We start from the raw sequence: 14377 nt of genomic DNA, 5'->3' as shown, positions 1-14377 counted from the left end.
ATATGCAAAGATGTAAGACCCATTATTTTTTCTGAAAAAATTTCAGAGGAGATTTTAAATATTGCGAAAGAATTTAATCTTCCAGTGATTGTTAGAGGAGAGACAATAGAAGAAATAACAAGCAATGTGAAAACCTTACAGGATAAAGGCATAGAAGAAATTATAATATTTCCTTCAAATAATGAAATATCAGACCTTTTTAAGAATGTTATATTTATCAGAAGAGGTGCTATTTTAAAAAAAATTAAAGAATTTGGATATCCAATTTTGACAATTCCATCCTTCCTTACCGATGATTATTTAAAAGAAGGTGTTTATGCTTCTATTTTTATTGCTAAATATGGAAGTATAGTTTTACTTTCAAAATTAAGAGGGGAAGTCCTATTTCCTCTGCTAATTGAAAGATTGAATATATTCACTGACCCTCAAAGACCATTAACAACTCCTGAAGGAATATATGAAATAGGAAAACCAGATGAAAATTCTCCTGTCTTTGTTACTACAAATTTTTCACTAACTTACTTTATTGTTTCTGGAGAAATAGAAAATTCAAGAATACCAGCATATTTGTTAATTCAGGATACAGAAGGTCTTTCAGTTTTAACCTCATGGGCTGCTGATAAGTTTAATGCAGAAACAATAGCAAATCTTGTGAAGAAGACAAAAATTGGTGAAAGATTAAATAAAAAAGTTTTAATTATTCCTGGGGTTGTTGCACAGATTTATGGAGAACTTGAAGAAGAACTACCTGATTGGAAGATTTTACTTGGTCCAAGAGAAGCAGCACATATTCCGTCATTTCTGAAAAATGTTGAAATTTAAAATTAGGAGGTAAAAATGTTTCTGATAGGTGAAAATATAAACATTATGAACAAAAAAATTAAAGGTGCAATAAATGAGAGAAAAAAAGAAATAATTCAGAAGGTAGCAATTGAAAGCAAAAATAATGGAATGGACTATCTTGATTTAAATATAGGTCCTGCAAGAAAAGACGGTCCATTCTTAATGGAATGGATTATAAAAACAGTAAGAGAAGTATGTGATTTACCATTATCACTTGACACAACAAATATTGAGGCATTGAAAGTTGGTCTTGAAATGGAAGGAGAAAAAGCAATTATAAACTCAATACAGGCAACAGAAGAAAGGATGGATGAACTTTTACCACTTGTTAAAAAATATAATTGTAAATTTATAGGACTTTTACTTGGAAAAGAAGGAATGCCAAGGGATGAGAATGAAAGAGGAGCAATAGCAGCAAATTTTTTGGCTAAAATTGATGAATATGAAATTTCTCATGATAAGGTATATTTTGACCCAATAGTTTTACCAGTAAGATTTCAACAGGAACAAGTTGTAAGTGTTATTGAATTTATGAAGATGTTTAATGATTTGTTTTCTGATTGTAATTCAACATGTGGTCTTTCAAATGTTTCAAATGGTGCTTTGAATGAGTTAAGAGGTCTTATAAATAGAACATATCTTGTTATGCTTTGGAAATATGGAATGAATAGTGCAATTGTTGATGCCTATGATAAAGAACTGATTTCACTTGTGAGAGGAGAAAGAGATGATATTAAAAATCTTATATGGAAAGCAATGGATGAAGAGATTGATTTAACTGGTTTAAATGAAGAAAAAAGAAATTATGTAAAAACAGTTAATATCCTTCTTGGAAAATCAATTTATTCTGACTCATATTTAAAACTTTAAAATGACAGAAACCTATACTGAACTTATTAATAAATATTTTGAGGAACTGAAAGGACTAATAAAAAAAAAGAAATTAAAAGAAGATTTTATTTATGGAGAAAACGAAATTGAATTGACCTATCTTAATCAAGTAATAAAAATAGACATCTTATCTATGAAGTTTAACAAAGATATTAATGATAAAGAAAAAGTTATAATCCTTCGTTATTTATGCAAATTCCCTTATAAAAAAAGCGATGAATTAATTACATTTAAAAGTTTACCAGAAGGTAATTTTTACTTTCCATCTATTTATTCAAGGATTTATTTGCCTTTAATTAAAAAATATGGAAAAGAACCAGAAAAATTTGTAGGAAAAAGTATAGAAATAGGAGCAGAAAGATTTAATGATTTTTCAGTTAAATTCAATATATTTTCTGATGTGTTTTTTATTTTTGATTTAATTCCGGAAGATGACGAATTTCCAGCGGACTTAAGAATTTTATTTAACAAGACAACTTCTGAAATTTTTGAGATAGAAGACATTGCAATTATTGGAGAAATTATTGTTTCAAAAATAACCTAAAATGAACGGACTTTTTAAATCTGAAGTAGAAAAAAAATTTGAAAATTTACCACTTTCCATAAGAGTTAGGCCTGAAAAACTTGAGGACTTTGTTGGACAAAAACATTTGCTTGACGAAGGAAAACCATTGAGAAAAATAATTGAAAGTGATAGAATTCCTTCTCTTGTTTTTTATGGGCCACCTGGTTGTGGTAAAACTGCACTTGCAATGATAATAGCAAATATGACAAAGAAGAAATTTGTTTCTTTAAATGCGGTTACAGCAACAGTTTCTGATGTAAGGGAAGTATTAAAAGAAGCAAGGGAAAGGCAAAGATTGGAAAAGAGGGGAACAATTTTATTTCTTGATGAGATTTCACATTTTAATAAACTTCAACAGGATGCATTACTTAAAGATGTAGAGGAAGGGACAATTACTTTAATCTGTGCAACAATCCACAATCCTTATTTTTATATAAATACACCTTTACTTTCAAGATCACTTGTATTTGAATTTAAACCTTTGAGCGAAGAAGAAATAGAAGAAATAATTAAAAGGGCATTAAGAAGTAAAAAAGGACTTGGGAATTATAAGATAAAAATAACGAAAGAGGCAATTGAATTTATAGGCAAAAAAAGTCAGGGAGATGCAAGAAAAGCATTGAATACTTTTGAATTTTGCATTTTAACTTCTGAAATTGAGAAAGATGGTTATATTATAATTGATTTGAATAAAGTTAAAGAATTTGTTGATAAATATTTTATCTATGATAGAAAACATGATGCACATTATGACACAATCTCTGCTTTTATAAAAAGTATGAGAGGGTCTGATCCTGACAGTGCTTTATATTATCTTGCAAAAATGCTTGTAAGTGGTGAAGACCCAAGATTTATAGCAAGAAGAATGTTGATTTTTGCTTCTGAAGATATTGGGAATGCAGACCCTCAGGCACTTATCCTTGCAAATTCATGTTATCAAGCAGTAGAGGTTGTTGGTATGCCAGAAGCAAAAATTATCCTTGCTCAAACAGTTATATATCTTTCAACATCTCCAAAATGTAATTCTTCATATCTTGCAATTGAAGAAGCAATGAAAGAAGTTGAAAGTGAAAAAGTAGAAGAGGTACCTGACCATCTTAAAGGTACTGGATATAAAGGAGCAGAAAAACTTGGCAGAGGGATTGGTTATAAGTATCCTCATGATTATCCTTCTCACTATGTTATTCAAAAATATAGAGAAGGAACTAAAAAATTCTATTTTCCACTGGATATTGGATATGAAAGTAAGATAAAAAAATTTCTTGAAGATATTGAAAAACTTAAAAATGAATCAAAAACAAAAGAAGGCAGAAATAAGGAAGGAGATAAGAAAGGAAAGGGAGATACTTGAATTTAAGGATTGGGAAGAAAAGAGTTTTAAAATACAGCAAAAGTTTCTATTAAGTGATTTTTACAAAAATTCAAAGGTAATTTTCACATATTATCATTTTGATAGGGAAGTAAGGACAGACCTGATTATAAAAAAAGGAATTGAAGATAAAAAAATTATTTGTCTTCCTTATATTAACTGGAAAAACAAAATTTTAATACCTTCTGAAATTAAGTCAACTGAAGAAATTATTGAAATAAAGGGGATCCCAGGACCAAAATTTTTAAGACCAGTAGAAATTGAAAATATAGATATAGTAATTGTTCCAGGGGTTGTGTTTGATATTTATAAAAACAGAATTGGGATGGGAGGTGGATTTTACGATAGATTTTTGAAAAATATTCCTTCAGAAACAAAAAAAATATCTCTTGCTTTTGAATTTCAGATTTTTGATGAGAAATTACCAGTTGATGAAAATGATATAAAAATAGACATAATAATAACTGAAAAAAGAATAATTACCTAACCTCTCCCACCTCGTAGGTGTCCTTTGGGGCTTATTGTGTATCAAGGGTTTTTACTGCCTGTTATTATATCAAGAGCACTTTTAACAATGACTTCTTTTTCTGTAAAATATGGGTTATCAGGACTTGTGCCTTCAGGCCCAATTTTTCTTATTTTTAATTTTACAGGTAATTTTATCTTATATGGTTTAAGTTTAGGTAGCATCTTTATTGCTTTTTTTGCACCCTCTTTCAGTAAAATTTTTGTTTCTTCTGGAGGTATTAAAATTGCTGCCTCTCTACTTATTCCCTTTTTCACTGCAACAGTTGGTAAATTTTCTCCAAGTGTTTTTTTTGCTTCTCTGCATGCTGCTTCATCTCCAGTTACAAGTATAACAGGAACATTAAAATGGCCGGCAATAACTGCTGATTGATAGATTTCTCCTCTCTCAATTCCATCATAGTAATATTTTAATTCGGCAATTGAACTCTGTGTATGATTTAAAACACCGTCAGGAGTTCCATTCATTGCATGATAACCAAGAAGAATTACTCCATCAAAGGTTTCATCAAGTCCGTAAAAAACCCCTGGTCTTGGACGTCCAGTTATATAACGAACGCCCGGTATCATCAATTCCGGAATAAAATTGTTTCCTCCATCATGACCGTCAATAACATAAATTTCTTTTACTCCTGCTTCTTTTAATCCCTCACACACCGCTGCAATATCTCCCATTAAAAATTTCATTGCTTCATAAAACTCAGGACCTCTTTCTCTTGTTTGTGAGAATTTAAATACACCTGTTGCTCCTTCCAAATCTGTTACAATATAAATTTTCATATTTCCCTCCTTTCCCACCTCGTAGGTGTCCTTTGGGACTTATTGTGTATTAAGGGTTTTTATTGTTTCTCTTATTTTTACTCTGACATCTTCTACTTTTTCTATTTTTTCCAGTTCATAAAGATATGGAAGCGCCTTTTTATTTCCTATTTTTTCAAGTGCTTCAATAACTTTTTTTCTCACCACCCATTCATTATCATTCAACATTTCAATTAAAATATCAACTGCATCCTCATATTTTATTTTTCCTAAACTCTCAGCTGATACTTCCCTTATTTCATAACTAATATCTTTAAGGTTTTTCGTCAAAATAGGCCCTGCTTCTTTATTTCCTATATCACCGAGTGCTTTTATTATTATCCATTTTATATCTTTATCTTCAGTTTTTTCAAGTAAATTTATCATCCTTTTTACCAGATTTTTTCCTATTTTTCCAAGTGTTTCTGCAATCAGAACTTTTATCTCAGGTGGTTTATTTCTTGCTATTTTTATCAATTCATCAAATGCACTTTCATCACCTATTTCTCCAATTGCTTCTATTGCTGCTTTCTGAACAAATCTATTTTTATCTTTTATTAATTCAATTAATTTTATAGTGGCTCTTTTATCTTTCAATCTGCCAAGTGCATAACATACTGAACATCTGACTTCAGGATATTCATCTTTTATATGCCTGAGTAATGGTTCAATTGATGATTGATCACCTATAATCCCGAGTGCCTCTATTATTTTTGCTCTAACACGCCATTCAGGGTCATCAATTTTTTTTATAAGATAAGGGACTGCTTCTCTGACTTTATATTTTCCAAGAATTTCTGCTGATTTCCATCTTATATAAGGGTCATCCTTATAATTCAACAACTTTATAAGTCCTTTAAAATCTCCTCTTTTTTCATATTCCAGAGGGTCTGGTTTTGAAATTTTAAAAAGCCCGCTCATTGCAGTGAACCCCAGTATTCATAAATTTCTTCTATTTTTTCATTTTCTCTTAATGTTGGTGAAAATATTAAATTTTTTCCTTCACACATTTCATAAACCCTTTTAAGATATTTTTTCCATTCTTCATCTTTTTCTCTTGGAATACTGCCAAGATAAACTTTATTTTTTTCATTCAACTTTTTAAAAACATATTTAAAATCATACTTTTCAGGATTCCCAAAGTTTATACTCGAGACCTCTGGAATTTCAATCACTAAATCAAATAGGTGTTCTGCTTTTCCACAAAAATGAATCCATCCGCCTCCAAAGTATTTTAAACATTTTTGAGTGTAAGTTAAAATAACCTCCAGATGTTTTGGAGAGACAAGTGTTGTTGAGTCCTCACATATTCTTATACCTCCATTTTTTATATAATAAGAACCACTGTGATAACTTTCTGTAATATTTTCTCCAATTAAATTTTTTAACTTTTCAGTTGCTTTTATATAAATATATGTGGAAATTTCAAGTATGTATTTAAAGAATTCAAAATCATCATAAATATCTGTAAAAATTTCATCCCCTCTTATAAGATGTGCAATATCAAATGGTCCCTGTGTATCGGGCAAATAAATTTTTATATTTTTAGAGAGATATTTTTTATAAGTTTTCAGATAAACTGGAATTTTTTTCATAAGACCCATTTCTTCAATATTTTCAAAGTCATCAAATTTTAATCTTTTAATTTCTTCTTTTGAAAGATGTTTTTTCAGCCATGGCATTTTATCTTCAAATATTTCTGATTCAAGTCCAAAAATTGAAGGAATAAAACCTGTTCCAAAATTAAATCTTACAGAAGGGCATGCATCTGAATAAGAGGAGACGATATTAACTATACCTTTAAGTTGCATATATAACATTTTTTCAGGGTCGTAAAATGATTCCTTCATGTTAAAATCGGGATAATTTTTAACTTCATTGTCAATTTTACCTGTTATAATTGGAATTTCAGTTTTTTTGTTATTCCAGACACTTTCCTGCTTTCTTTTATTTTCTTTTATTTTTTCACTATAACTTTCAACCTTTTCTACCATTTTTTTAATCATATTTCCTATGTCCATCTATTTTTCCTCTTTAAGTTTTTTTATTTTATCCCTGTAATAAATTGCTGTTTCAAAATCAAGTGATTTTGCCGCTGCCATCATCTTTCTTTCAAGTTGTTTTATAATTTTTACTAAATCTTTTCCATAATACTCTTCTTCCTTCAATTTTTCTTCTTTTTCTTTTATTCTACTTTTCCCTCCAAGAATTTCAACTAAACTTTTATATATTGGCTTTTCAATTGATTTTGGAGTTATATTGTGAGTCATGTTGTATTCCATCTGTAGTTTTCTTCTTCTTTCTGTCTCATCTATTGCAGATTTCATTGCATCAGTTATTTTGTCAGCATACATTATTACTTCTCCATCTAAACTTCTTGCAGCCCTTCCTGATATCTGAATCAGTGCTGTTTCACTTCTTAAAAAACCCTCTTTATCAGCATCAAGAATTGCAACAAGGGAAACCTCTGGTAAATCAAGTCCTTCTCTCAAAAGATTTATTCCAACAAGAACGTCAAACTTCGCTTCTCTTAAACCCTTTAAGATTTCAACTCTTTCAAGTGTGTCTATTTCATAATGTATATATTGAACCTTTATATTAAATTCCTTTAAATAATCAGCAATTTCTTCTGCAAGATGTTTACTTATTGTTATAACAAGAACTCTTTGATTTTTACTGACTCTTTCTTTTATCCTTCCTATTAAATCATTTATCTGATTTGCTGTTGGTTTTACAATTATTGGCGGGTCTACAAGTCCTGTTGGTCTTATTATTTGTTCTGCTATTAAAGGTGATGGTTCTCCAATTCTTTCAACCCCGCATTTTTTTAATTCATATTTACCAGGTGTTGCTGAAACATATATAACCTGATTTACCATTTTTTCAAACTCTTCAAATTTTAAAGGTCTGTTATCAAGGGCTGAAGGTAATCTAAATCCAAATTCAACAAGTGTTTCTTTTCTTGATCTGTCTCCACAATACATTCCTCTTATTTGAGGAACTGTAACATGTGATTCATCTATAAAAATTAAATAATCTTTCGGAAAATAATCAAGCAAAACTTCGGGTCTTTCACCAGGTAATCTTCCTGCAAGATGTCTACTATAATTTTCAATTCCATGACAGTAACCAACCTCTGATAACATTTCAAGGTCATAATTTGTTCTTGTTTCAAGTCTTTCTGCCTCAAGGAGTTTTCCATTTTTTTTGAAATATTCAACCCTCTCTTCAAGTTCTTTTTTTATTGATTCAATTGCTCTTTCAAGTTTATCTTTTGGAGTTACAAAATGTTTTGCTGGATAAATATAAATTTCTTCCTCTTCTGATATTACATTTCCTGTCAGTGGTTCAAACCTCTGAATTTTCACAACTTTATCTCCAATAATCCATATTCTAACTCCTATTTCTTCATAAGAAGGTATTATTTCAATTGTATTTCCTCTTACTCTGAATTTTCCCCTTGTTAAATCAAAATCGTTTCTCTCATACTGAATTTCAATAAGCCTTTCTATTATATATCTTCTATTTATTATCTGATTTTTGGACAAATGTAACATCATTGCTTTATGGTCTTCAGGACTACCAATTGGATAAATACAGGAAACACTTGCTACAATAATTACATCTCTGCTTGATAAAATTGCACTTGTTGCAGCCAGACGGAGCCGGTCGATATCCTCGTTAATTGATGCATCTTTTTCAATATATGTATCTGTTTCAGGTATATATGCTTCTGGCTGGTAGTAATTATAATAACTTACAAAATATCTCACTTTATTTTCAGGAAAAAACTCCCTGAATTCACTGTATAACTGGGCTGCAAGTGTTTTATTGTGAGAAATTACAAGAGTAGGTTTATTGACAGCAGCAATAACATTTGCCATTGTAAATGTTTTTCCACTTCCTGTAACTCCAAGTAAAATTTGATGTTTTTCTCTTTTTTCAAGATTTTTCACAAGTTTTTCAATTGCTTTTGGCTGGTCTCCTGATGGCTTAAAATTTGATACAAGATTAAATTTTTCCATATATTAATTATACCTTAAAAACTAAAATTGACTTTTATAAATCTAAAAACTAAAATTAAAAGGTTGAAGAGGAAATATAAATGGCAGATGAAAAATTTGTAAAAACATTGCTGAAGAATGAAATAATTGAACTGATAGAAAATAAGGACTGGTATAATTTAAAAGAAGCACTTGTTGAATGGCCTTCTCCTGATATTGCTGAACTTATTGAAGAACTTGATGAAGAATGCAGGATTATAGTATTTCGTCTCCTCCCTAAAAAATTATCTGCAGAAGTTTTTGATGAAGTAAATCCCATTGTAAAAGAAAATTTAATTTCAAAATTAACAGATGAACATATAAAGAATATTCTTTCAGAATTGCCTCCTGATGAAAGAACTGATTTATTTGAAGAATTGCCCGGGAAGGTTACTCAGAGATTACTCAATTTATTATCACCTGCAGATAGAAAAGAAGCATTACAACTTCTTGGATATCCTGAAAACAGTGTTGGTAGGTTGATGACACCAGATTATGTTGCTATAAAAAAGGACTGGACAATTGAAAAAGCATTTTCTTATATAAGAGAATTTGGTAAACAGGCAGAAACAATCAATGTTGTTTATGTCGTTGATGAAAACTGGAAATTGCTGGATGATATTTCACTGGCTAAACTCATACTTTCTGAGCCGAATGAAACAGTGGAAAAAATAATGGATTTTAATTTTATTGCAATTGAAGCGAATAAAGATCAGGAAGAAGCATCAAATTTAATGAGAAAGTATGACCTTATTGTTTTACCTGTTATAGATGAAGATGGAGTTCTGCTTGGAATAGTTACTGTTGATGATGTTCTAAATGTAGTTGAACAGGAGCACACAGAGGATATGACGAAAATGTTTGCTATAACTCCTGAAACAGCAGGTGTTGAATTGATAACAGACCTTTTGAAAACACCGATTAAAAATTTATATAAGAGCAGGGTTACATGGCTTATTTTTTTACTTTTTATGGATTTGTTTACAGGGGGAATAATTAAAAGATTTGAGGATACTATAGCAAAATATATTGTTCTTGTTACTTTTTTACCGGTTCTTGTTGATACAGCAGGAAACGCAGGAAGTCAGTCAGCTACTTTAATTATAAGGTCAATGGCACTCGGAAAAATTAGGATGAAGGACTGGTTAAAGATGTTTGGAAGAGAAATTTTGGTTGCATTAATGCTTGGTTTAACAATGGGACTTGGTATTTCTTTTATGGGCATTATAAGAGGAGGATTGAGTATCTGTAAAGTGGTGGTTGTATCAATGGTCGTAAATGTTATTGCAGGATGTTTAATGGGAATGGCATTACCTTTTATTTTTACAAAATTGAAAAAAGACCCTGCAACAGCGAGTGCTCCATTAATTACAACTCTTGCCGATATTCTTGGAACAGGTATATATTTAACTATTGCGATGATAATGTTAAAATAATAATTAATACCAAAAGAAAACTAAACTGAATTAGTAAAAAAGTTGTCTAAATAAAGCAGATAAAAAGGAGGAAAAAAAATGGTGAGAGTAGGTATAATAGGCGCTGGTTTTATGGGAAATATGCATGCTCTCTGTTATTCACAACTGCCCGATGTAAGAATTGCTGGAATTGCAGACATAAGAGGAGATAAAGCAAAATCACTTGCCACAAAATTTAAAACAATACCTTATTTTGACCCGGAACAACTAATAAAAAAAGAAGATATAACTTTAATTGATATATGTCTACCAACATTCTTACATAAAGAATATGTTATAAAAGCAGCAGAAGCAGGAAAAGATGTGATATGTGAAAAACCAATTGCTTTAACAGTAGAAGATGCAGATGAAATGATAAAAACTTGTGAGAGAAATAAAGTTAGATTTGCTGTTGCACAGGTTATAAGGTTTTGGTCAGAATATAAGTATTTAAAAGATATTTATGAGAGTGGGAAATATGGAAAATTATTAACAATTTCAATGAGAAGAGTTTCTCCCCTTCCTACATGGGGCTGGCAGGACTGGCTTTTAGACCAGGAGAAATCAGGTGGTGCTTTAATTGATTTACATATTCATGATACCGATTATTTACTTTATCTTGTCAATGAAAAACCACAAAAAATTTATTCTAAAATTGCTAAAAAAAATGGACTTGATGCACATGTTTTTACAATATTTACATTTAAAAATGGATTGATTGCTGAAATAGAAGGTGGTTTTGATTTTCCTCCAAGTTTTCAGTTTGAAATGAGTTTTACAGCAAAATTTGAAAAGGCAACAATTGATTTCAGTTCTAATAAAAAACCTACTGTAACTGTTTATGAATTATCTGGAAAAGTTGAAAGGCCGAGTTTTGAAAAAATAAAAGCAAATGGAGTGGAAGGAAATATAGATGACCTTGGTGGTTATTTTTATGAACTCAGATATTTTGTTGACCATATAATACATAATAAACCGTTTCAGGTTGTTACACCTGAAGATGCAAGGAATTCTCTTGAAATAGTTTTGAAAGAAAAAGAATCTGCTTTAAAAGGAGGGGAAATAGAACTGTAATGAAAAAATTTTTATTAATTTTTTTTATTTTATCAAGTTTTATATTTTCTCAGTACTCTTCAACAGGCTCTGTTAAAAAAGAAGATATATTTTTTGATTTTGAGGAAGATATTCAAATCTGGAAAATTACTCCAATAAAAAATAACTGTATAAAGGACATAACTTTTTCAGATGAGAAATCTTTAAGTGGGAAACGGTCTTTAGTTTTTAAAATTGATGATTCTGGTGAAGGTTCTGCTGAAAAAGAGTTTTTTAAAGACCTTTCAATATATAAAAACATAATTTTTAATATTTACATTCCTGCCAGTGCACCTGAGGATATAAAAATATGTTTTTTCTTACAGGATAATGAATGGTTATGGTATCAAACACCTCTTTTTATTTTAAAAAAGGAACAGTGGAATAAGATAACTATTAATGTTGAACCTGGAAGTACTTTCTGGGAAAATGTAGGACATCCTCAACCCTGGTCAGAGAAAACAATATGTAATATAAGAAAAATTGGTATAAAGATATTTTTGAATACTAAATTTACAGGTTCAATTTACATTGATGAGATAAAAGGAAGTTTTAAAGTATTCCCTGAGATTTCTATAAGTAAAAAAAAACTCTTACAATTTGAAAAATTTGAAATTTCTTTTTTTCTACCGCAGAAATATTCCAATCCTTTTGACCCAGAGGAAATAAGTATTGATGGTGTTTTTATAGACCCTGAAAATAATACTTTTGTTGTTCCTGGGTTTTATTATCAGGAATATGAGAGGTCTTTAGAAAATGGAGAAGAAGTTTTAACTCCTGTTGGATATCTTTACTGGAAGATAAGATTTACTCCTGAAAAACCAGGAAGATACAAGTTTTATGTTAAGATTAGAGAATATGATAAAGAAGTAACAACTGATATTAATTATTTTATAGTTGAACCCTGTGATACAAAAAACAAATTTGTAAAGGTAAGCAATATAGATAATAGATTTTTTTCATATAAAAGCGGTGAATTTTTTTATCCGATTGGTTTTAATATTCGTTCTCCAACAGATGAGAGATATGCACAGTTAATGGGAAAGAGAGTAGATTCTGATAGTGGAACATTTTATTATGAGAATATTTTTAAAAAGATGAAAGAAAATGGAATTAATTTCACAGAGGTCTGGATGGCTTCATGGTTTGCTGCACTTGAATGGAAAGAAAATAGGCCCGGATATAGAGGAGTTAGTTATTATAATTTAAGAAATGCGTGGAAAATGGATAAAGTTATTGAATTTGCAGAACTTAACGATATTTATGTCCAACTTGTAATTATAAATCATGGGCAGTTAAGTACATGGTGTGACCAGGAATGGCAGGATAATCCTTATAATATAAAAAATGGTGGATTTTTAAAAAGTCCGAATGAATTTTTCACTGATGAAAGGGCAAAAAAATTTACAAAAAATAAATTAAGATATATTGTTGCAAGATGGGGGTATTCTCCTTATATTTTTTCCTGGGAAATTATAAATGAAATAAATCTTATCGGTGCGTTTCATAATTTTTATCTTAGAGATGAAATAACAGAATGGTATAAAGAGATGAAAGAATATTTGAAAGAAATAGACCCTTTTCAACATATGGTTACCGCACATTACACAATTCTTGTAAATAATAAAATTCTGTCAGATATTATTGATTACACCATAACAAATGGATATTATAATTTTTCCCAAACAAATCTTCCAACTTTTTTTAGAAGTATATACAACTTTAATTCTATCTTTAAAAAACCGACATTTATTTCAGAGTATGGCGGAACACCTATGGGAAGCAGTTTTGAAAATTTAAAAAGAGATATAATAATGGGATTGTGGTTTTCTTTCCATTTGCCCTTTGCAGGAACTCCCCTTTTGTGGTGGCACAGGTTCATAGATGAATTTAATCTTTATTACATTTATAAAATCTTTTCAGAATACACAAAAGGTGTTGACAGGTTGAAATTTCCCCTTGAGTCAGAAAATGTTATCATTGATGGAGCGGGGAAAAACCAAATTTTTACAGTAGCAACTGGAAACAGATTTTTTTCAAGTGTTTTCCTGTATGATTATAGTGTTATAAGGAATGTTGAAAGAAGAGATTTTCCTGAATATAATAATATGATATGCTTTTTAAAAGATAAAAGAACAGGTAAATTCAAAGTAGAATTTTATGACCCTGAAAAAGGTAAAATTGATGAGAAAGAAATTTTGAGTGATGAAAAAGGAAATTTAAAAGTTGAAATACCTCCTTTTAAAAAATGGATTGCATTGAAAGTGAATTTTTATGGAGAATAATTTTCTGAAATTTGAATTTCTTTTGCCTGAAGAAAACGCTTACATTAAACTTATATGGTGGCAAAAAATTTTCATTTTTTTATTTTTTTGCGGAACTTTTTATCTCCTTTATTCTCATTTTTTCTTTAAAACATATACTTTTTTTTATTTCTTCTCTACAATTTATTTTATCATCTGCATCCACAAATTATTTTTGGTCTTTAGAGGGCTTATTAGAAATAAGGAAATAAAAATAAATGAAATTGAAATTATTTCAAATAGAGAATGGCCTCTTTATACTATTCTATTACCAATATATAAAGAAAAGGAAATTTTTAATCAACTGTATATGGCAATGGAAAATATAGATTATCCAAAAGATAAACTTGATATAATACTTCTGATTGAAGAGGATGACCTTGAAATAAAAGAATATTTAAAAAATTATAAAATGCCTTCTCACTGGAGAATAATTGAAGTTCCTGATTTTAAACCCAAAACAAAAGGAAAAGCACTGAATTTTGGTTTAAAAA

At 29.7% G+C, this 14377-nt stretch carries 13 protein-coding genes; 9 read left to right on the top strand and 4 right to left on the bottom strand.

What is annotated here, in order from left to right:
• From acsC to PKV21_05870, 5 genes are all read left to right on the top strand, one after another.
• On the top strand, positions 1-822 hold an 822-nt coding region (gene acsC / locus PKV21_05890; GenBank protein ID HOM27020.1), incomplete at its 5' end, for an acetyl-CoA decarbonylase/synthase complex subunit gamma.
• Positions 823-837: 15 nt separating this feature from the next.
• Complete coding sequence (locus PKV21_05885; GenBank protein HOM27019.1) at positions 838-1713, top strand: dihydropteroate synthase; 876 nt, start codon at positions 838-840, stop codon at positions 1711-1713.
• Between the two features lies 1 nt (position 1714).
• Positions 1715-2278, top strand: coding sequence for a DUF3786 domain-containing protein (locus tag PKV21_05880; protein ID HOM27018.1), 564 nt, complete (start codon positions 1715-1717; stop codon positions 2276-2278).
• 1 nt (position 2279) lies between these two features.
• Positions 2280-3650: a replication-associated recombination protein A gene (locus PKV21_05875; GenBank protein HOM27017.1), complete on the top strand. Its 1371-nt coding sequence runs from the start codon at positions 2280-2282 to the stop codon at positions 3648-3650.
• Entirely contained in the window at positions 3586-4155 is a 570-nt protein-coding gene (locus tag PKV21_05870) for a 5-formyltetrahydrofolate cyclo-ligase (protein HOM27016.1), read from the top strand. Before PKV21_05875 ends, PKV21_05870 begins: the two co-directional genes overlap by 65 nt.
• 41 nt (positions 4156-4196) lie before the next feature.
• On the opposite strand, the gene PKV21_05865 is transcribed toward PKV21_05870, so the two are convergent.
• The 4 genes from PKV21_05865 to uvrB are packed head-to-tail and all read right to left on the bottom strand — an operon-like array spanning position 4197 to position 9016.
• Entirely contained in the window at positions 4197-4973 is a 777-nt protein-coding gene (locus PKV21_05865; GenBank protein HOM27015.1) for a M55 family metallopeptidase, read from the bottom strand.
• A 39-nt stretch (positions 4974-5012) separates the two neighbouring features.
• Positions 5013-5912 carry a HEAT repeat domain-containing protein gene (locus PKV21_05860; protein ID HOM27014.1) on the bottom strand — a complete coding sequence of 300 codons (900 nt, stop codon included), beginning with the start codon at positions 5910-5912 and terminating at the stop codon, positions 5013-5015.
• Positions 5909-7012, bottom strand: coding sequence for a hypothetical protein (locus tag PKV21_05855; GenBank protein ID HOM27013.1), 1104 nt, complete (start codon positions 7010-7012; stop codon positions 5909-5911). Before PKV21_05855 ends, PKV21_05860 begins: the two co-directional genes overlap by 4 nt.
• Entirely contained in the window at positions 7013-9016 is a 2004-nt protein-coding gene (gene uvrB / locus PKV21_05850; GenBank protein HOM27012.1) for an excinuclease ABC subunit UvrB, read from the bottom strand.
• Positions 9017-9096: 80 nt separating this feature from the next.
• On the opposite strand from uvrB, the gene mgtE reads away from it, so the two are divergent.
• The 4 genes from mgtE to PKV21_05830 all read left to right on the top strand — a co-directional run.
• Positions 9097-10470 carry a magnesium transporter gene (mgtE, locus tag PKV21_05845; GenBank protein HOM27011.1) on the top strand — a complete coding sequence of 458 codons (1374 nt, stop codon included), beginning with the start codon at positions 9097-9099 and terminating at the stop codon, positions 10468-10470.
• Between the two features lie 78 nt (positions 10471-10548).
• Complete coding sequence (locus PKV21_05840; GenBank protein ID HOM27010.1) at positions 10549-11562, top strand: Gfo/Idh/MocA family oxidoreductase; 1014 nt, start codon at positions 10549-10551, stop codon at positions 11560-11562.
• Positions 11562-13865 (top strand): DUF5060 domain-containing protein, encoded by a 2304-nt coding sequence (locus tag PKV21_05835; GenBank protein ID HOM27009.1) that lies wholly within the window; start codon positions 11562-11564, stop codon positions 13863-13865. The genes PKV21_05840 and PKV21_05835 overlap by 1 nt, the downstream gene beginning before the upstream one ends.
• 193 nt (positions 13866-14058) lie before the next feature.
• A partial coding sequence (locus tag PKV21_05830) for a glycosyl transferase (protein HOM27008.1) occupies positions 14059-14377 on the top strand: 319 nt, incomplete at its 3' end.

Source organism: bacterium (genome assembly GCA_035371905.1).
Taxonomy (GTDB): domain Bacteria; phylum Ratteibacteria; class UBA8468; order B48-G9; family JAFGKM01; genus JAMWDI01.
This window is presented reverse-complemented; position numbering and strand designations above follow the sequence as displayed.